Source organism: candidate division WOR-3 bacterium (assembly GCA_011052815.1).
GTDB lineage: Bacteria > Hydrothermota > Tepidihabitantia > SM23-42 > SM23-42 > DRIG01.
This window is the reverse complement of record DRIG01000085.1, coordinates 12,541-32,354: the sequence shown is the minus strand read 5'-3', so window position 1 is coordinate 32,354 and position 19,814 is coordinate 12,541. Positions and strand designations below refer to the sequence as shown.

At 44.7% G+C, this 19,814-nt stretch carries 17 protein-coding genes and 1 tRNA gene; 5 read left to right on the top strand and 13 right to left on the bottom strand.

The genetic code is table 11. The features are described from left to right. Positions 1-31: 31 nt before the first annotated feature. The 8 genes from ENI34_07845 to ENI34_07810 all read right to left on the bottom strand — a co-directional run bounded on the left by ENI34_07845 (position 32) and on the right by ENI34_07810 (position 10,563). Complete coding sequence (locus ENI34_07845) at positions 32-1,429, bottom strand: rhomboid family intramembrane serine protease (protein HEC79034.1); 1,398 nt, start codon at positions 1,427-1,429, stop codon at positions 32-34. Between the two features lie 62 nt (positions 1,430-1,491). Further along, positions 1,492-1,566: transfer RNA gene (locus tag ENI34_07840), tRNA-Asp, on the bottom strand. A gap of 156 nt (positions 1,567-1,722) precedes the next feature. Continuing rightward, entirely contained in the window at positions 1,723-4,056 is a 2,334-nt protein-coding gene (locus ENI34_07835; GenBank protein HEC79033.1) for a T9SS type A sorting domain-containing protein, read from the bottom strand. 52 nt (positions 4,057-4,108) lie between these two features. Further along, complete coding sequence (locus ENI34_07830; GenBank protein HEC79032.1) at positions 4,109-5,293, bottom strand: DUF401 family protein; 1,185 nt, start codon at positions 5,291-5,293, stop codon at positions 4,109-4,111. A gap of 66 nt (positions 5,294-5,359) precedes the next feature. Continuing rightward, the gene (locus tag ENI34_07825; protein ID HEC79031.1) at positions 5,360-6,349 is read right to left on the bottom strand and encodes an aspartate-semialdehyde dehydrogenase; all 990 of its coding nucleotides are present in this window, start codon (positions 6,347-6,349) and stop codon (positions 5,360-5,362) included. Between the two features lie 60 nt (positions 6,350-6,409). Continuing rightward, complete coding sequence (locus tag ENI34_07820) at positions 6,410-8,494, bottom strand: T9SS type A sorting domain-containing protein (protein ID HEC79030.1); 2,085 nt, start codon at positions 8,492-8,494, stop codon at positions 6,410-6,412. Positions 8,495-8,579: 85 nt separating this feature from the next. Then, positions 8,580-9,713, bottom strand: coding sequence for a CapA family protein (locus tag ENI34_07815; GenBank protein ID HEC79029.1), 1,134 nt, complete (start codon positions 9,711-9,713; stop codon positions 8,580-8,582). After that, positions 9,640-10,563 (bottom strand): M23 family metallopeptidase, encoded by a 924-nt coding sequence (locus tag ENI34_07810; GenBank protein HEC79028.1) that lies wholly within the window; start codon positions 10,561-10,563, stop codon positions 9,640-9,642. Before ENI34_07810 ends, ENI34_07815 begins: the two co-directional genes overlap by 74 nt. A gap of 300 nt (positions 10,564-10,863) precedes the next feature. Between ENI34_07810 and ENI34_07805 the strand changes: the two genes are divergently transcribed. Genes ENI34_07805 through ENI34_07790 form a run of 4 tightly spaced genes read left to right on the top strand, consistent with a single transcriptional unit; the run spans position 10,864 to position 14,728 of the window. Then, complete coding sequence (locus ENI34_07805) at positions 10,864-11,568, top strand: isoprenyl transferase (protein ID HEC79027.1); 705 nt, start codon at positions 10,864-10,866, stop codon at positions 11,566-11,568. Further along, positions 11,558-12,361: a hypothetical protein gene (locus ENI34_07800; protein ID HEC79026.1), complete on the top strand. Its 804-nt coding sequence runs from the start codon at positions 11,558-11,560 to the stop codon at positions 12,359-12,361. The genes ENI34_07805 and ENI34_07800 overlap by 11 nt, the downstream gene beginning before the upstream one ends. 16 nt (positions 12,362-12,377) lie before the next feature. Then, on the top strand, positions 12,378-13,586 hold the full coding sequence (locus ENI34_07795; protein ID HEC79025.1) for a replication-associated recombination protein A: 1,209 nt from the start codon (positions 12,378-12,380) through the stop codon (positions 13,584-13,586). After that, positions 13,583-14,728 carry an NAD(P)/FAD-dependent oxidoreductase gene (locus ENI34_07790; protein ID HEC79024.1) on the top strand — a complete coding sequence of 382 codons (1,146 nt, stop codon included), beginning with the start codon at positions 13,583-13,585 and terminating at the stop codon, positions 14,726-14,728. Before ENI34_07795 ends, ENI34_07790 begins: the two co-directional genes overlap by 4 nt. A gap of 7 nt (positions 14,729-14,735) precedes the next feature. Here the strand turns inward: ENI34_07790 and ENI34_07785 are convergent, their stop codons facing one another. The 5 genes from ENI34_07785 to ENI34_07765 all read right to left on the bottom strand — a co-directional run bounded on the left by ENI34_07785 (position 14,736) and on the right by ENI34_07765 (position 18,122). After that, on the bottom strand, positions 14,736-15,086 hold the full coding sequence (locus tag ENI34_07785; GenBank protein HEC79023.1) for a hypothetical protein: 351 nt from the start codon (positions 15,084-15,086) through the stop codon (positions 14,736-14,738). Positions 15,087-15,123: 37 nt separating this feature from the next. Beyond that, on the bottom strand, positions 15,124-15,747 hold the full coding sequence (locus ENI34_07780; GenBank protein HEC79022.1) for a DUF4384 domain-containing protein: 624 nt from the start codon (positions 15,745-15,747) through the stop codon (positions 15,124-15,126). Between the two features lie 3 nt (positions 15,748-15,750). Further along, complete coding sequence (locus ENI34_07775; GenBank protein ID HEC79021.1) at positions 15,751-16,728, bottom strand: hypothetical protein; 978 nt, start codon at positions 16,726-16,728, stop codon at positions 15,751-15,753. 12 nt (positions 16,729-16,740) lie between these two features. Further along, complete coding sequence (locus ENI34_07770) at positions 16,741-17,511, bottom strand: hypothetical protein (protein HEC79020.1); 771 nt, start codon at positions 17,509-17,511, stop codon at positions 16,741-16,743. Positions 17,512-17,675: 164 nt separating this feature from the next. Beyond that, positions 17,676-18,122: a hypothetical protein gene (locus ENI34_07765; GenBank protein ID HEC79019.1), complete on the bottom strand. Its 447-nt coding sequence runs from the start codon at positions 18,120-18,122 to the stop codon at positions 17,676-17,678. A 90-nt stretch (positions 18,123-18,212) separates the two neighbouring features. Here ENI34_07765 and pruA point away from each other — a divergent pair, with 90 nt between their 5' ends. After that, a complete protein-coding gene (gene pruA, locus ENI34_07760) occupies positions 18,213-19,811 on the top strand; it encodes an L-glutamate gamma-semialdehyde dehydrogenase (protein HEC79018.1) in 1,599 nt (532 codons plus the stop codon). Positions 19,812-19,814 lie beyond the last annotated feature (3 nt).

The window sequence follows — 19,814 nt, the reverse complement described above, 5'->3', positions numbered from 1 at the left end:
TTTAAAAAAACAACAAGTCAGTATTTTTTCCTTAAAAAGGAGAGTCAGGGTATTCTTTTTTCAAAAAGGCGTAGGCGCGTTGCGCCATATTCGGATCATTCAACCGATCTTTAAAGAGAATATAGGTTCGGTAGATCGCCTTGGGTCTTACTTTACTTTGAGGAAAGAGCTGGATATAAAAACCGAATGCCCTGACCGCCAGCTGGTATTTTTTGTGTCGTTCTAAAAATCCGGCGAGTTCGTATAATAGTTTTTCGTTGATTTTATCAACCAGTTTTTTTTCTTCCATCTCTTCAAAGGTCGATATCAACAGTTCTATATCATCAAGCCGAATAATGGATTGTAATGCCCGGCTATACATCAGACCGGCGTCGTCCAGATGTCCTTTTTCAAAATATATCCTGCCGAGCATCAGTGGGGCATCAAAATTCTGCGGTTCTTCGTTCAATATCGTAAGTAACAATGGAACCGCTCCCGCGGTATCACCTGCGTCCATCTTTTTATAGATCTCTTTCATCTTCGGAGAAACCTTCAACTTCTCAAAACTTTCTTCAACCATCGGAGCGATATACTTTTGTTCAAGACCGAAAAATTTCATTGCAGCACCGACCCCGGTTCCGAATACAAAACCGCCGATGTGCGCCCAGTATGCTGTACCACTTTCCACACTCCAGCTCGCACCGATGATCTGCTGCAGGAACCAGAAGGGTAATGCAATACCCGCATAGATCGAGAATGTTCCATAATATGGTTTTAAAAAGAACCATAAAAAGTAGGCGAACCTGATCTTTGTCTTGTAGTGTCGTATCATGAACGCACCCATTACCCCGGCGATGGCGCCCGAAGCGCCGATAAGAGGCACCTCACTGTGAGGAAAAGCCGCCGTATGTATCAACGAAGCGACGATACCGGCGGATATATACAATCCGAGAAAAAGCTTCCACGACCAATCGTCTTCAATATTACATCCGACGAGCCATAAAAACAACATATTAAATAACAGGTGGAAGAAATTTGCGTGAATAAACATTGATGAAAGTATTTTAAGAACATCAAATCTCTTCGGAACAAATCCCCAGCGCTCAAATACAAGTTCAGCCCGCTGTCTTTTATAATCTTTGTATAACAAATGCCAGCGTGTATAGTCTTCGCTCTCAAGCGGTATAATCCCGTCATCGGCGAATTTTTCACGCAGTTGATCAATTGTGCCGTGCTGCAGCATTTCCGGATCTTCTTCGATGATACGGTACATATATTTTGATTCAATATCAAAAAGCTGCTGATTTATCTGGTTCAACCGGTGCACCTGATTATTGAGCACCATACTTGTTATAAAATAGATCAGAGTGTTGAAGGCGATCAGACCGATCGTGAGATAGGGCAGTCTTCTTACACCTTCTTCACTACCGACGGGAATAAGAAAAAACATTCATCTAAGTATACGGCAAAATAATACTCTGTCAACCTGAAGATGGATAGGGAATAAAAAAACGGGGCCGACGAGATTTGAACTCGCGACCTCCTGCGTGACAGGCAGGCGTTCTATCCAGGCTGAACTACGACCCCGATGTTGAATTATAATTAACTTTACTCTAAAGTCAACCTTTTTCAACCTGTCCTCTTTTCTTACCGCTTGTCAATAACTATCTTACCAGCACAACTTTTTGCACGATAGACTGATTACTCAAGCCGAGTTTAACAAAATATACACCCTGGAAAAAATCATAAAATTATAATCTTTCTGATTGTGTTCTGGGAATCGAGTTTTACCTTAATAAAGTAAACACCTGCGCTGAATGTCGAGACATTTATTTTAATAATATGATTACCTTTATTTAAAAACCCTTTTTCTTCTTTATACACACAAGCTCCAGCACTGTTGTAGATTGAAAAAACAGATTCTTTTGCCGTACGTAGTTTAAGCCTTAAAATTATATTATCCCTTACCGGGTTGGTGCCGAAGGTAATAATCCAATCTCTGGTTGATTTCAGAACGGCACGTTCTTTAACCCCTGCCCCCTGATAACTCCATCTCACTGCGTCAAAGGCGATGTGCTGCCCCTGCTCACCGGTCGCATCACCAAGATACACATATCCACCGGTTGTATCAAATGGATATACACCCAGTGACACCCATTGATCCACATAGTTTGCCTGATTAATAACGACTGTTTGACTGTCGCCGTTATAGAACACCCGATATCGAGCCCCGGTTGCCTGGCCGTCGGTTGAAGGGATATAAGCAAAAACCTCATAATCGCCGGCAACAGCTAAGTGCGGTGTCCATATTGCATAGCAGGTGTCCTGACCCGCTGCAGCCGTGGTATATGTCCACCATGTATGTCCTTGAAAACCGGTTAATCTGTCCCACCAGAATGCCATTGAAGACGGCTCTTCTGTATGAAGATAAAAACCGCTGTTAAATTGAAGATCATCGACAATCGTATCTGCGGCGATCTCCCACCCGCCCCTTGCTCCGACACACCAGTAAACATTATTCAGATTTTCGTATCCGTTATTATAACCGGGCCAATCATATCGTGCATACTTTCCGTCATAACTCGGATAACCGGCTGTGTTCTTATTCCCGTAGGGGTCATTGAAAATAAGCGTGTGCCAGGTTAAAACCTGACCCACGGCAAGCACAAGATGACCAGCTGCAGTCAATCCCACACACATTCCATACGGATAACCTGAATCAAGTTCAGCGACCGTTTCATTGAAGGTGGGAGAATCGTCCCGCCAGGAATTGAGCCCGTGATTATTCAAATAAAGAGCCATATGGGTGTATGGACGATTTGTGTCATACCACATATAACCGTAACCACCCTCTGCCCAGTTACCGCTCGGGTCCTGGGCTGACCAGTTATAGTCAACCTCATAGTAGTGGTAACGCTCACAGATATACCGCCCATAATGGCTGGTATGATTATACGGCAGAGAACAGGAACAGTCCCAGTAAGGCAGTTTATAATAATAGGCGATCGCCATCATTGCGGTTGTCGGTGCACACGCCCAGTGTCCGTTAAACCAGTCCGGGACATCATAGACCTGATGAAGATAGGGCACATCGATTGAGTCGCGCATTCTGTAGTCGGGATTCACGGCTGCATGATTGACGGACAGCGGATTTTTTCTTTGATAAAGTAATTCAATATCAACCAGTTTATCCTGAAAAATCCTTGCAGTAAAAATTTCATTCCGGTCATAGACCGTAAAGATGATATGCTCTTTACTATAAAATTTTGGATCGATCTCCAGGATATGCGGAGTAGCGGTCAATTGAATAATCTGAGTGCCGTCAAACTTTGCAAGGAATAAGTCAGAGCCGGTCAATCGATGATCATCAGTCTTTGTTTTGTAATAAATTATATATTTATCATCAAACGACCATGCCGGACTATAGCCCTGATCAATATCAAAGGTTCTCTGTTCGACGATATCATACACCTTGATAAAACCGTCAAGGCTTGAATAAAGAAGATACCGGCTGCCATTTGACCAGACTGGTGCAAAACAGCCTTTTTTATGGTCGGTGATACATACCCGCTTTCCATCACTTAAACGAAGAACCCAGAGCCTGTCATCTTCATCATTATAAACCACATACCGACAATCCGGTGATACCGGAGCAAGATTTGAATAATAACCAATCAAATAGCTGTCCGTTCCATCATCCTGTTGCAGAAAAAATTGTTCACCGATTGTAAATGCTATATTATTATTATAAGAAAATGACACCTGCCCCGCACAAAAAACAGGGCCGTGGAGTTGTTTCGTTTTTTCTTGTTTCAAATCATATATCGCCGGTCTTTGTAAGCCGTCTTCTGAAATCAATTTGAAACCGATGAGCCGCCCGTCACCTGACACGGTATAATATCGACCGCACCCCGGCGCCTCGACCAACTTCTTTAAGGTGTTCTTCCTGACAAGATACAGCGTCGAATAATGATCATCGGTCACGACTATTCCGTATGCAGTAAATACGGGGGTTCTGAAATAACCCGCGGGTTCATCACTGTAAAATTGAGAGATTAAAAAAAGCAGCGCAAACATTTTCTGTCTCTGTTATTACTATTTTAGTCTCTTAATTTTTTTTGTCAAGCGATTAAATACAAAAAATAGAGATCATCAAAGCGACGATAAAGATTATGAAGGTGGGAATCAATAGAAGCCGAAAGAAATTTTTTAATGGCACTTTAAAATACTCCAGGGAAACCCCCACGCAGGGATGGACCGGAGATATTACATAACCGAAAAATATACTCGTGTAGATAATCGCGAAGATCACCGGGGTCATCGGTGCCGCGGTCAGATACACCGGCAGGATTATCGATGCCGGCAGCAACACCCTGCCCGTGGCGAACCCGAGAATAAAACCGCTTACCACACAAAGGGTGGCGGGTGTAAGCGGAATGGCCGCGATAAGTTCGGCGACATTTGATGATTGAAATATATGTAAAAAAACAAACATCCCCAGAATGATCAGAGTAAAATTCCAGGGTTTCATCCTCTTTGCAATACTCTTTATATTCAGTTCAACCGTGCTCAATTTCCAGGAAAAAGCAAAGGCGACACTCACCCCGATGAATGTCGCCAGTTCTTTTACCGGAAGCGTAAATATCTTCTTTAAGGTAAAATCAAGGAACGGTGCAATGAGAATAATACCCAGCGGTATAATCAATCTTCTCAGTGAAAATTCCTCCGTATAAGTGATGGAACCGTGCACTCTTCTTATGAAAAAGATATATCCGAGCGCCAGCGCGAAGAAGAATGTCGGCATAAGATAAAGGGCGGCTGTGTAGACATTGAGGCTTGAAATTTTCGCGGAAGCGATAAGCGCGGAGCTGAGCGGATATATCATCACAAAGAGATGACGAAACCAATCATTTATCGCAACCTTCAGCTCCGAAGAAACACCCTCTCCGCCTTTTTCCAGAATCGGTGCGGACAGCAATGCACCGCCGGGCATAGGAAGAAGCCCCATAATCGCCGGTGACAGAGCCATCAGCCCTTTTCTTCCGATCCTTAAATTTTTGACGAGGTCGTCCATCTGGCCGCTCTGTTTCATCACTCCACCGATCATCGGAATAACACCCATTGCCAGCGCCAGAAGAATAATCGAAGGGTCTGAAAGGGTGCGAAGAATACTCTTGAAGATTTCCGGAACCGGAAGCGTGAATAAACCGAGAATGACTGCGCCTAAAAAAAGCGCCAACGGCAGGCTCCGGCGTGCCGCAACCAGAATAAAGACCAAGGATATGACAATACCTGCCCAGCCTATAATATTCATCTATTCAAAAAAAACCGTCCTCCATATTTTTTTTGATAAGAATCACCGGAAAATGAACTCCTCTGATTACAACAGTTCGGCGATCTGCACTGCGTTGAGTGCCGCTCCTTTGCGAACGTTGTCGGCTACGACCCACATCGCAAGACCGTTTTCAAACGCAAGGTCCCTCCTCAACCTTCCGACGAAAACCAGGTCTTTTCCTGAAGCATGATAGGGCACCGGGTATTTATCTTCTTTTTCAAAGAGTCTCACCCCTGGAGCCTCCCGCAGAATCTCCTTTGCCTCATTCGGAGAAAGGGGTTGCTCGAATTCAATCGATATCGCTTCACTATGGCTGATAAAGACCGGGATACGCACACAGGTCGATGTAACACTAATGGTGGGGTCGTCGAAAATCTTACGGGTTTCATTCACCATCTTCATCTCTTCAGTAGTATACCCCTCTTCATTGAAACCACCGATCTGAGGGATGACATTATTGCCGATCGGAAGCGGAAATACACTGTCTTCATATTTTCTTATCTCTTCATTCATACCGAGACATTCAATCTCATACTGAAGTTCTTCAACCGCACCTTTTCCATAGCCGGAAACCGATTGATAGGTCGCCACGAATACCCTCTTTATCCTTGCTTTTTTATGAAGTGGATACAATGCGACAACCATCTGAATCGTCGAACAGTTGGGATTCGCTATCAAACCGCTGTGTTCTTTTATCTTTTCCGGATTGACCTCCGGCACGACGAGCGGAACATCGGGTTCCATACGAAAGGCGTTTGAATTATCAATCACCACCGCTTTATCTTTGAACCTGGGAATAAGTTCGCGTGACAGGGGAGCATCAAGACAGCCGAAGACGATATCGACCTGATTAAGAAAATCATCGATCTCAGTGTAAATACCTATTTCCGTATCTTTAAATATTATCTGCTGTCCTTCACTCCTGGTTGAAGCAAAGGGAAAAAGTTCTTTCACCGGAAAATTCCGCTCTTCTAAAATTTTTATGACTGTTTCACCGACCAGACCTGTAGCACCCAGAACAGCGACGTTTTTCATAGCCGTATTATAACAGGATTTTTCTATAAGTCAATAGCCTGAAAGATCCTTTCCTTTCGGTTATTTAATCACAAGAAATTTTCTTGTAGCTCTGTTCTGAGCGGTTTCATATAGGATAAAATAGACGCCGTTCGCAAGCTTTTCCGCGGAAAGATTGAATTCGTGGGTCCCGGCTTCGAGTCTGCCATTGTAGAGTTCTTCTATCTTTCTACCTGTGAGATCAACAATATTCAGCTCCACCCGCTGGTTTGTATTGAGCGTCAACCGCAGTTTCCCGTTCTGTGTCTTTTTGATTATTGTCGGAGCAAACGTCAGGGTACCGGCGCAAACCTCCTCTTTCGATTCAGCAACGCCTGAAGTAATATCATTGCTCACCCACAGACCTCTGATCCCCTGGTAGCAGAAAACACCGTCATCACCGGCTTTGATTCCTCCACTAAGGGAGAATGGTATCGGGAAAACTTCTTCTTCTATTGTATTGCCGCCGTCGAAAGACCTTGCGATGCGTAGAGTATCACTGACAAATAAGAAATAGAGATTGCCGTTCGGTGATACCGAAGCGGTGAGACAGTTATAGGACAGGCTGTCAAGTGTGCCGGTATTTACATCAAAAGTGTAGAAACCCTGTTCCGCAACAATATAGAGTATATCTCTTATACTATCATAGGTCAACGTACCGCCGCGATCAACAAGGAAGGACCAGGTCGCTCCCTGATCATAACTGACATATGTCGAGTCTCGGGAAGCAACAAAGACCGTATCTCTTCCTGTAAGATTATAAAAGTTGTTTGCAGCCGTCAAAACCGGTGAAAAGCCATTACCGCCTGATGTGGAACGAATCACAACTGTATCCGTGATTCCCATAATTATATCAGGATTACTTGTAATAAGAAAATCCGCCGCGGCATAAGTTGAATCGACCGGTGACCACGAGGTGCCGCCGTCTGTTGAACGATATATCGTCATCGGCGGGCTGCCGACCGTCTCGATGTCCATTGCGGAAACAATGAGAAAATTGGGGTTGGTCGGAGCGACTTCAATGGCAGAACCGTATATAAGAAAATTGTGGGAAAGCGGTGTCCAGGTCGTCCCCCAATCTGTGGTCTTGAACGGTTTTCCTCCGAATCCGATGAAGTAAAAAGTGGAATCTATAATCTCGCTCACGGCACCGGCGCTTAAAAGTAAATGTCCATAAAGACCGTCCTGAATAGTCCAGGAATTCCCATCATCAGTCGATTTAAAAACACCACTTCCTAAGGATCCGCAGTAGAGTGTGGTCGCGCCGCCGAAATTCATATAGCCGCAGCCTTCCCGGTTTTCGGTCTGGGTAAAGATCCAGACACCGGCGATCCTCACACCCCTGAATATACCGGGATTGAACATACTTGAGACGACGATGGTATCGTCTCCGGTAAATTCAATATCTATCGGCTGGTACAGTCCATAGGCAAAAGGCTCTGCCAGCTGCACCCAGGGACCTGTTCCAGAAGTTGCCTGATATATTCCGTGATCCGTTGCGATGAGTGTATGCCAGATATCAGCAGGGTTCTCCTGAAAATCATCGACTTCTCCGGCGACTATCGTATCAACGAAAGAAGAGGTTCCGGAAAAGTAAATATATGCCAGAGTGTCATTATCCTGAGTATGGCCTACAAGCCAGTAAGTACTGGGTGAACCGGGGATATGTGCGATTTGGTCAACACTATATAATGAATCAAAAACAGTAATAACCTGCCAGGTCAAACCGGAATTTGTACTGCGCCAGAGTCTGGGAGGAATGCTGTCGGCGAGATAAATCACCGTGTCGATGACGTCGAAACTCGCTGCGTGGAAATGATTGGTCGTCAATACACTCGTCCAGTTCACTCCGGCGTCAAGAGTCACCCATACCTCACCGGTGTAATCAACGATTATGCCGGCATTCGGCGAAGAAAACATTCCGGCGACCGGCAGACTGTTTTCAAAAGACAGTTCCCAGTTCACTCCGCCGTCGGTCGTACGCCACACATCACCCATTGAAAGAGCGGCGGCGAAATTGTTTGCATCAGGATGGCTGAGTGCCCAGAAAAATTCACCGCCTCTCGGGCCGACGAATGTCCAATTCCAGGGATTAGCCAATAAAAGCAAGACTATCAAATTTTGCATGATTACCTCCGTTTAATATATTCTACTAAAATATCTTTACAGGTCAAGCAACTTATGCGACCCGGACAGAGATCATCGGTGGTTTCTAATAACTGTCTTTTTTGAATTTCAAAGAATCGTTGCCGGTGTTGTGAAAAGAAAGAATCATCCCCTGTTCTGTTATCACGGGTGCGGAGTCGGGAAAATCTGCGGCACTCAGCTCTTTGATAAGCTTCGCCGCCTGATCAAGGCTGTCGAGCATCAGCGGTTCGTATGGTCTCTGTATCGCGGAAATAATCCTTCCGTGTTTAAATCCACCGTCAGGCGCCAGAACCACCTTAAGGAGCGGAGCATATCCTTTTTCACCCCGAAGATTAAACCCCCAGGTGCAGAAATTTCCGAGGCTGTACGCGATGAGTCTGTCTTTATAAAGTTCAAGAGCCCTGGGAACATGAGGTCCGTGTCCCCAAACAAAATCCGCTCCACTGTCGATCACTGCATGAGCGAATTCGACGACATTCCCCCTCGGGTTGCCCAGAAAATACTCCATTGTATCACGGGTGTGCAAATAGGCTGACCCTTCGCCTCCACCATGAAAAGAAACAATCACGATATCGTTCGCCGCCGCTGTTTCAGCAACCTTATGCTGTGCCTCCTGAATCTCAAAGATTGTATTGGTGTTCGGTGACGTGGAAAAACAGAGTACGGCTATTTTTAAACTGTCAATCACAAAAGCAGCGGTTTTACCGTACGCTCCACCCGATTTGATCCCGGCGCTGTCAAGCACCCTGATTGTCGACGCAATGCCCGCGGCACCGAAGTCATTCATATGATTATTGGCGAGATTCATAAAATCAAAACCCGCGTCCACCAGATTCTGTACAAAATCAGGCGGTGTTCTGAAGGCATAACACCTTCCCTTTTTCACCTTTTTGGTACAGATTCCTCCTGTTAATAAAGTTCCTTCCAGATTACCCATTGTCAAATCAGCGCTGAGCAGGATTGAATCAAGATTTTTAAATAACTCCCTACCTCTATGAGGCGGGAGATCGGCTGTCGGATATGTCGAACCCATCATAATATCGCCGACTGCAATGACGGTTAATGAATCGGAAAAAAGAAAAGTTCCGAATAATAAAACAATCAGGATTTTCCGCGGCGGGATATTAATCAAAGACGACGTTCGCCAGATCAATATACGGCACAGGGTTGACACGAACTCCGGATACATGGACCTCATAATGAAGATGGGGCGCGACCGTTCTTCCTGTGGAACCGACCCTGGCGATTGTCTGACCGCGTTTCACTATATCTCCTTTCTGCACCACGATACTGCTGCAATGTGCATAGCGTGTTTTAAAACCGAAACCGTGGTCAATCTCTACGGTCAAACCATATCCCTTACGCCAGCCGGTATATGATACGACTCCGTCGCCGGTGGCAAGAATGTCCGTACCCGTGGGTGCGCCGATATCAACCCCCCAGTGCATTCTGATGGTCTTCTTGTCGATTGGATCGACACGATAGCCGAAACCTGACCCCAGAGGCCTTCCCGGTACAGGATGGGTTGATGGCTTATGCGACCATAATGTGATTTTGCCTTTGATTTGAGCCTCGATGTCATTAAGGCTTGAACTTCTCAAATAGCATTTTCCTTTTAAGACATCGAGGACTTCATACATTTCATTAAGTCTTTCCCGCACCCTGCCGGATAAATACTTTTCATCCAGCAGAGGCTTTTCACCACCGACACCCATGGACCAGATATCCGGATGAATATATGCCATCTGCCAGAAAGTACGTTCCCTGTTGTCCTGGGCGATATATTTGTCAAATTGTTTATGGGTAAAATCTATCAAGGCGTTCAATGAGTCCAGCTGATGGAGTAAAAGATTATGTTCTTTTTCACTCCTGGCAATATTTAATTCGATAAAAATCTCCCGGGTGTTATAGCTGACCAGAATCACGGTGAAAACAACTATTCCTACAAGTACCAATGACAGCAAGGTCAGCAGATAACCGGGTAGTTTTATACTCCGTAAAAAGTTATGTTTTTTCGAAATAAATATAATATCGATCGGTTGTTTCATTATATGATTATATCAAAAAGTCGGGCTATGTCAAGCACTTTTATGAGTAAAATCACCTATTCAAAAATCAAGGAATCCCCCGTTTCTCCCCTTCTCCATTTCCCCCTTTCTCCGTTTCCCCGTTTCTCCATTTCCCCCTTTCTCCGTTTCCCCGTTTCTCCATTTCCCCCCTTCTCCATTTCTCCATTTCCCCGTTTCTCCATTTCCCATTTCTCCATCGCTTTCAACGATCTAAACGTAGTGTAGAGGAATCAGATCTTAGGGCTATTGACTCCATAATATTTTATGATATAATAGACGATGCAGCAACTGAAACACGTAGCCATTATAATGGACGGCAATGGACGGTGGGCGAGAAAACGGGCTCTGCCGCGCGTCGTCGGACACCGCCGCGGCGTCGAAACGGTCCGTAGAATAGTCAAGGCGTCCCGGAAAATGAATATAAAATTTTTGACCTTATATACCTTCTCGACCGAGAACTGGAAAAGACCGAAAAAAGAAGTCGACACCCTGATGGCGATGCTTGAAGAAATGCTCATCAAAGAAACGCCGGAACTGCACGAGAATCAGGTCAGGATAAACGCCATCGGCAGACTGGAAGAACTCGCCCCCAATGCGAAAAAAGCCCTCGATGATTCGCTGTCCGTCACCCGCAACAACAAAGGACTTGTGCTGACCCTGTGCTTGAACTACGGCGGTCAAAGTGAAATCGTGGACAGCGTCAAGAAGATATTATTGGAAGACAGAAAAAAACATATAAACCTTGATGAATTTGATGAAAAATATTTCGCCAGATTTCTGTATGATCCTCAACTTCCTGAGCCCGAACTTTTGATAAGGACCGGTGCGGAAAAACGGGAAAGGGTTTCGAATTTTCTTCTCTGGCAGATCGCCTATACAGAAATATATTTCACAAAAACCCTCTGGCCCGACTTCAAAGAAAAGGAATATATTAAGGCGATTGAATCTTTCAAAAAAAGGGAACGGCTTTTTGGTGCAGTCTAAGGAATTAAAAAACAGGGTTATAACCGGGATGGTACTCGCCGGGATCACCATCGGAGCGCTCTGGTTCGATACGGTGCTCTTGGCGATCGTGCTGATCTTCTTCATCGCCTTTGCAACCAATGAATATTTCCGATTCTGGCACCGTAAAGACATATATCCCCATACCCTCGCCGTGCTTTTACCGGGGTTTTCAATCCCCCTGCTCATCTACTATGAAGTCCCGCTTCTCCTGCCGTTTGCGATATTTTTCGTCTTCGTATGTCTCCTTTCCATTATGCGCTTTCCTGGTTCCCGCCGTAAACCGAATTTCCTGGCTGAGGCAACCGCCGCAATCTTCGGCATCATATATATTTCTTTACTTCCCTCCGCCATCATCCCCCTGAGAAAGATGGGTTTCAGTATTGCATTACAACCGCTGCTGCTCACCTGGTTATATGACACATTCGCCTACTTCAGCGGGTCGAGATTCGGTAAACATAAATTCGCTCCACAGATAAGTCCGAAGAAATCCTGGGAAGGAACACTCCTTGCCTTCCCCCTGACATATCCCTTCACCCTCCTGTTCAGCAGACTCTGGGTGCCTTCCTTCAATATCCTGGATACGGTGTTGATCACTCTCGGCATCGGCACGATGGCGACCATCGGAGACCTGTTTGAATCGGGAATGAAAAGAGAGGTCAATCTGAAAGATGCATCAAAGATATTCCCGGGACACGGTGGTTTTCTGGACCGTCTGGATTCATTGATCCTCACCATCCCGTTCTTTTATCTATATTTGATTTTACAACAATAATGTTTTAAAGATAACAATGAAAGGAACTCCTTTAGCTGACCGTGTAAGACCGGAAACGTTCGATGAAGTACTCGGACAACGCCATCTTCTTGGTCCGGGCTGTCCCATTCAAAAACAGATTGAAAAAGGAAAATTATTTTCGATGATTCTCTTCGGTCCGCCGGGAAGCGGCAAGACCACCATCGCCCGACTCTTTGCCAAAAAGTTTTCAGCCGAATTTGTTTCTTTTTCCGCCGCCACAAGCGGTATCGCCGAAATAAAAAAATTTATGAGCAAAGCGCAGGAGCGCAAAAAATTATATAACACGGACACAATAATATTCATCGATGAGATCCACCGTTTTAACAAAGCACAACAGGATGCGTTCCTGCCTTATGTGGAAAAAGGAACAATCATTCTTATCGGAGCCACGACTGAAAATCCCTCGTTTGAATTAAACTCGAGTCTGCTCTCCCGGGTGAAGGTCTATGTGGTCCGCCCTCTTTCTTTTGAAGATATGAAGAAAATAATTCAAAGGGCGTTGACTTCACAAAAAGGACTGGGGAATAGATTCAAATTGAGCCCTGAAGCCCTTGATTTTCTCGCAAATATTTCCGACGGAGACGCAAGAGTCGCTTTAAACGCCCTTGAGCTCTGCACCCTCTCGGCAAAAGATAACTATATCGACCTCAAAACCGCTGAAGATGTAGTCCAGAAAAAAGCCCTGAAGTACGATAAAAAAGGAGAAGAGCATTATAATCTGATCTCGGCGCTCCATAAATCACTAAGGGGTTCTGATCCGGATGCCGGACTTTACTGGCTGGCGCGCATGCTCGAAGGAGGTGAAGACCCTCTCTACATCGCCCGACGTCTGGTCCGTTTTGCGGTTGAAGATATCGGCGAAGCCGATCCCCAGGCACTCGTCGTCGCAATTGCGGCGAAAGAAGCGGTCGAGTTCATCGGCAGGCCTGAAGGAGACCTTGCCCTGGCTGAATGTGTCGTGTATCTGGCAAAGGCGGTGAAGAGCAATAAAATATACCTTGCCTATGAAGCCGCAAAAGAAGACGCCCTCAAGACCCTGGCTGAACCGGTCCCTCTGCATATTCGAAATGCACCGACCCCGTTGATGAAGAAACTCGGCTACGGCAAAGGCTACAAATATCCCCATGATTATCCCGATGCAAAAGTGGAGCAGGAATATATGCCTGAAAATCTAAAAGGTAAAAAATATCTCAAAGACGAATGAAAACACCTTGTTTTGATATTGTAATAATAGGCGCAGGACCGGCGGGCAGCGCCGCTGCTTATACTGCAGCGGAAAGCGGTGCCTCTGTCCTGTTGATTGAAGAACACGAAAAGATCGGAACACCGGTGAGCTGTGCCGAAGGTCTATCAAGAAGTACAATCAAAGATTATCTCTCCATCAAACCCGAATGGATCTCCCGCAGGCTTAAAGGTGCGATAATCCGCGGCCCGGACCACGAAGAATTCAAGATAGAATATCCCGACGTGGGCTGGGTTCTGGACCGCACAATATTCGATGCGGCACTGGCAGAATACGCCGAAGAAAAAGGAGCCGTCATCAAGAAATCGACCAGAGCGATAGGTGTAGAAAACAATAAAGTTATTGTCAGGGAATCAGGTCAAATCAGAGAATACAGATTTAAATTCTTAATCGGCGCCGACGGCGTGCTCTCCCGTGTCGGCTCCTGGAAGGGAATCGATACTCGTCTGGGTTTAAACGAAATCGAGGTATGTGCTGAATATCTCCTCGAGGATATTAATGTCGACACCCATTATGCATATCTGATCTTCGGCAGCTGCTATGCACCGGGCGGCTATGCCTGGATATTCCCCAAATCCGACAACACGGCGAATGTCGGACTGGGAATTTCTCCGTTGAAAACAAAAAAAAGAGCGCAACAATTTCTCGATGAATGGATCGAGAGAGAATTTCCCGAAGCGAAAACCAAAAGAAAGGTATTCGGCGGAGTTCCGGCTAAAATTCTGAAAAAATTTTCCGGTGACGACTTCTTCCTGGTGGGCGACGCCGCGCGTTTCACCGACCCTTTAAGCGGCGCCGGTATCGCGAACGGCATAAAATCCGGGGTCATCGCCGGCAGAAATGCGGTTTTGAAATTAAAAGGAAAAAAAGACCATTTCAAAGCGGAGATAAAAAGGGAGATTTTAAAAGAGATAAAATATCATCTAAAAATAAGGAATATTTATGTAGAATTAAATGATGAAGAATACAGAATCATCTTTAATATCGGTAAAAAGCTCTTTGAAGGTAAAACAACCCGGGACATAAACGTCCGGGAGATAGTAAAAGAGGTGCTCTACTCCTCCCCGCGTATCTTCTGGAGAGCGATTAAAGACCTCTTTTAACTGAATTCTATTTGTCTTTTTTCTCTTTACTCTTTTTGGGACTGACCGTTGACTTCTTTTTCACGGTCTTCTTCTGGGTCCCCCTGGAGTCCTTGTCCTTATGTTTCGTCTTCAACTGCTTTATCTTCTGAAAATCATCTTCACGCTGGTCGTTTACTCCATTGGAATCGGCGTCCTGAAAGTGATCATCCTTTTCTTTATCGCCTTTCTTGTCGACGATCTTTTTGAGTTCTTTTATAACTGATTCGATACTGAATTTGGACTTCTGTTTGCTTTCTTTGTTATGGTCTTTCCGCGGCACCGGTTTTACCGCAAACATTAAACCCGCGATCAATATCAATATCATCAATCTCTTCATAATTTACTCCTTGATTATAATGAACCTGCTGCTCATGTCAATAGGGAATCAGTTTGACAAAAACCCTGCGTCGATCGCCCGGTTCGAGCCAGATCCTGCGCGTCAATGAATGAAAACCCGGCTTTTTGATTTTCACGATATATTCACCCGGTCTTATAACCATGGTGCGCGGTGTTCTGCCGATATATTCTTTTTCGCCGGTTTCTACATTGGTCAGATAAATTCGAGCGTATGTCGGAGTCGAGACAATGCGCAGCTTTGCCGGTTCCGGTTCTTCAATATGAATACTTAAACTCATCCGGCTGATGTTCTCTTCTTCATCGTCCAGTACAGGTGGATGCTCGGTCGAAGCCAGTGCGATGACCGTTTCGACCCCTTCAGGACCGCTTATGACATAGTCATAATCGGCGTTCTCAGGAGGCAGCTCATAAATATGACCTGCCTCCACCCAGCCGTCCTCCTGTTCAGGGGGAAAGAGAAGAGTCTCCCTCCCCCCGACCTCAATATCATAGATCGCGACATAGCAGTCCTGGTCAACGCGGAAAAAGATTTTCAAATTTTCACCCGCCTGATAAACGGGTTCGTCCCGATCAACCCATATCTCGATGTCCGGCGCACCATTGTATAAAGTGAGTAATGCAAGTAAAGTCGTGAGTAACATGACTTACCTCTTCTTTTTATGATGATCGGAATTATATCCCCGATCGTTCCTGTCGTTATAGGAAGATTTACTCTTCTTATATTTCGAAGGACCGGCATCACCATCCGATTTATGGCTTCTCTTCTCTTCATAACTCTCGTAGACGAATTTCTTGGGCTTCTTCTTTTTATAATACTCTTGATCATCGTGTTCATCGGACGAACCCTTTTTCCGGAGCGTCGGCTTACTCTTCTTCTCTTTCACGATGTGCGACTTGCGCTCATCGTCATCATACGAGCTTTTATAATACAAATCTTTGGTATGTTTATCCTCAGAAGATTTCTGCCATTTATTAACATCATACCCCTTTTTCTCAAAATCCTTTGTATAATTTCCTTTCTTAACTGTCTTCTTGTATTCGATATTTTTCTTCACAATCTCCTGCTTTACCCTGGTATCATATTCTTTTCTCATTTTCTCAAGGGTGCCGTCTTTATGTTTCTTCTCTACCTTCTTGAACAACTCAGGATCTTTCTGTTTAATGAGCTTCTTTATTTCGTGCTCTTTGTACGGTATATTCAATTCGCGCGGCGGTTTTTCCGGTAGATAGATACCATGTTTTCTGGCACGGTGTCTTATTTCATAATATGAATAGGGCAGTTTATACTTCACCCATCTGCCGTATCTGGGCCTGAACCACCAGCAGCCGTTTTCATACCATACCACATAAAATCCACCGTAGAAGAAATCCCAGTGGAAGTGATGGCACCAATGTGCCCTCCACCAATAATAATCCCACCACCAGGGATACCACCAGACATAATGTACACAGTAGTATCCATGTGGATAATACACCCAGTAACCGTCATACCAGTAGTAATCATCCCAGTACTCGTCATACCAGTATTCATCTTCATAATAGTCATAATCACAAAATATGAAATTGACACTGAAACCGAATAACGGTATGGCGGCTAATAATAATAATAATAGACGTTTCATCTTGACCTCCTCTTATTTATTAATCACCAACTCGGGATTACCCGGGTCGATCTGATACGCCCAGTCAAAGACCACATAATCCGACCCGATTGCAGTTACCCGAAATTTCGCAAAATGATTATCCCATGTCCAGAATACATATGTGTGGCCCAGGATCGCCTCAACTATGCCGGTTGATGACCAACCGTTTTCCGGAGCATAGGTTATCTCATCCAGAGATTCGGTATAACCGAAATCCTGAATCAACCCTCCTGGTCTTGCGACATAAAAGTAAAATGCTTCATTATAATCGTCATACCCGAAATAAAAATCACAGGCAGGATGGTCGTATCCGACGATTGAATAAGCGCTGAAATTCCAGCCCGCGTAGTCTGGATATTCTGTGTAGTCAAAAAGTTTTTCGTCATACCCCTCAGGACGCGGTGTATCATATACTATTTCGTAAGAAAGGTCACTCTCGTTTCCATGAATATCAAAAGCGGTTATCGCGTAATAATAGGTTTCACCGTTGACAAGTCCGAAGTCCAGAAAGTAATCAAGATTTGTTTCTCCTATCTCATAGTAATAACCGCCCGGCGTCAAACTACGGTAGATGCGATACCCGGCGAGATCCGGCTCGGTGTTTTCATACCACACAAGCAGCACCTCGCCGTCACCGGTGATCGACCGCAGCCCGACCGGAACAGAAGGCGGTTCATTGTCTGCTCCATCATAACAGCAGCCCGCAAGCAGGAACAGACTGGTAAGCAAAAGAAGGTAAAAAAGGAGTTTATAGTTTTTCATAATTCACCTCTGCTGGATTATAGTGCAATTTCTGTGCCAGAAAAATATCTCGAAATTTCAGGGGAAAAATTGAATAAAGCACAAAATTTGTGGTTTTTTGCACAAAAAATGTGCAAAACCAGGGAGGTGAATAAGACCGATAATCCGTGGACCGGCTTTTTATTCTACTTTTTTAACTCAAGTTCAATCGGATAACTTATTTCACCAATAATTGTATTGATGTATGCCTTTGCTTTTATTTTATAGGAAGCCTTTTGAAGTTTAATCGCTGTACTCAATGCTTCGCCTATCTTACTGTATTCTAAGGTGATCGTGGTCAGGAAACTCGTGGACTTGCCTGATGGTATCTTGATCCCTTTCCCTGTCGTGCCGGAAAAAACATCCTGATCATTGACGAAGAATGTGTAGGTAAGCCTGTCCAGAACCGCATCAACCTTATTGGGATTCTCACCTTTGATCTTGAAATCGAGTTTCAGGTTCTTAAAGGTGAAACTGTGGGGCGCCACTGATTGAAGAGAAAATTTGCACTCTTTGACTGCCAGGCGTTCTTTAATCGCCGAACACGAAATCAGAAGGATGACGATTATGAAAATAAATACTTTTTTCTTCATAAAAAACTATACCCATAATGCGGATAAAGTCAAGAATCATCTCCTTGACTTGAATAATTTTCTGACTATAATGAGCCAGAAGGAGGTCAAATGAAACCGTTCAGAAACGAAAAATATAATGATTTCACCAAACCGTCAATCAGGAAAAAGATGGAAAAAGCAATAAAAGAAGTAGAAGCCCAGTTCGGGAAAGAATACAGTATCATAATAGGTGGTGAAAGGATTAGATTAGATAATAAATTTCATTCATACAACCCTTCAAAAAAGGGTGAAATTGTTGGAACTTTTCAAGAAGCCGATATATCTACTGCTGAAAAAGCAATGGAGGTCGCCCTGGAAACATTTAAATCATGGCGCTTTACGCCGGCGAAAATACGGGCAAACTATCTTCTTAAAATTGCTAAAATTATGCGTAAAAGGCGTCTTGAATTAGCCGCCTGGATGGTTTTTGAATCGGGCAAAAATTGGCTGGAAGCAGACGCCGACGTCGCCGAAGCGATTGATTTTTGCGAATATTATGCACGTGAAGCATTACGATATGACAAAGGAGCAAAGGTTATCCAGTACCCGGGCGAGCGGAATGAACAAATCTATATACCTCTTGGTGTAGGACTTGTACTTGCACCATGGAATTTTCCTCTTGCGATTTTATGCGGTATGACCACGGCATCCTTTGCAGCCGGTAATACTGTCATTATGAAACCATCAGAAGATTCCCCTACTATTGCAGCGAAGTTTATGGAAATAATTGAAGAAGCAAAGGTACCCGTAGGTGTTGTTAATTTTATGACCGGCCATGGCAAACCGGCAGCAGACCATCTGGTCAAACATCCAAAGACCCGATTCATCTGTTTCACAGGGTCAAAGGCAGTGGGACTCTATATTGTCGAGCAGGCAGGCAAAACAAGGCCAGGTCAGAAGTGGATAAAACGGGTGATTGCTGAAATGGGTGGTAAGGATTTGATCATCGTCGATTCTGAAGCCGATATCGACAGTGCCGTCGCCGGTGTAAGAACGTCGGCGTTCGGGTTCCAGGGACAGAAATGTTCTGCCTGTTCCCGTTTGATCCTCGATGATAAGATATACGATAAATTTATGAAGAAATTCATTCCCACAGTCGAGGCGATAAAGATCGGGCCGGTCAAAGATTACGAAAACTGGCTGGGTCCGGTTATAAACGAGACCGCCTACAACTCCATACTGGAATACATCAAGATCGGCAAATCCGAAGGCAACTGCATCTGTGGAGGTGAACCTGCGCCGGGTGACGGTTGGTTCATCAAACCTACGGTGATTGTCGACATTGAGCCGCAACACCGGATATTCCAGGAAGAGATATTCGGACCGGTTCTTGCCGTAACCCGCGCCAGGAACTTTGAACATGCGATAGAACTGGCGAATGACACTGAATACGGCTTAACAGGCGCCGTCTATACAAAGAACAGAAAGAAGATAGAAAAGGCAAAGAGAGAAGTACATGTCGGTAATCTCTATTTCAATCGAAAATGCACCGGTGCCCTTGTCGGAGTCCAGCCATTCGGTGGCTTCAATATGTCAGGTACCGACTCAAAGGCAGGAGGTCCTGATTATCTCCTTCTCTTCACCCAGGCCAAATCAATCTGTGAATATATCGGCAAAAAGAAAAGAAAGGGCTCAAAAAAGAAAAAGAGTAAAAAGAGAAAAAAATAGGGA